Consider the following 705-nt stretch of genomic DNA (forward strand, 5'->3'; position numbering starts at 1 on the left):
TGTCCATCACGCAAAATGGTGATTTCATCGCAGATAGCAAAGATTTCTTCCATCTTGTGCGAGATGTACACCACGCCACAGCCTTTCTCTTTCAGCTTGTTGATGATGGTAAACAGGTGGCCGACTTCTTTTCCGTCAGCGATGAGGTGGGTTCATCCATGATGACGATTTTGGCGTCATAGGAGAACGCTTTGGCGATCTCAACCATCTTGGTCGATTGGGACACGGATAAGGTCGCGACTTTGACTTTAGGATCGATATCGATATCCAGTTCGGCAAAGATTTCTTTGGTATCGCGATACATTTTATCGTGATCAACAAAGAACCCTTTCTTTGGGTAACGACCGAGCCAAATATTGTCCATAACGGAGCATTGTTTTACTTGGTTCAATTCTTGGTGAACCATAGAAACACCGGATTCCAATGCTTCTTTTGACGAGGTGAAATTCACTTCCTTGCCGAGAAAGAGAATATTTCCTTCATTCTTCTCGTAAATACCAAATAGACATTTTAATAGTGTTGATTTGCCGGCCCCATTTTCTCCCATTAATGCATGAATAGAATGAGGGCGAACTTTTAAATTAACCCTTATCTAATGCCTTTACCCCAGGAAACTCTTTACTTACTCCTGTCATTTCCAACAGGTAATTCATGTGTTTGATTACCATGGTCTCTCTTTATTTCGTCAATGGGCGGACAACAGAA

1 pseudogene is annotated in these 705 nt (G+C 42.0%); it reads right to left on the minus strand.

Going from position 1 to position 705, the window contains the following annotated elements:
• Nucleotides 1-668 (minus strand): annotated as a pseudogene (locus CIK04_RS28835) (ATP-binding cassette domain-containing protein); the annotation flags it as partial.
• Nucleotides 669-705 lie beyond the last annotated feature (37 nt).

Source organism: Vibrio sp. 03_296 (genome assembly GCF_002265885.1).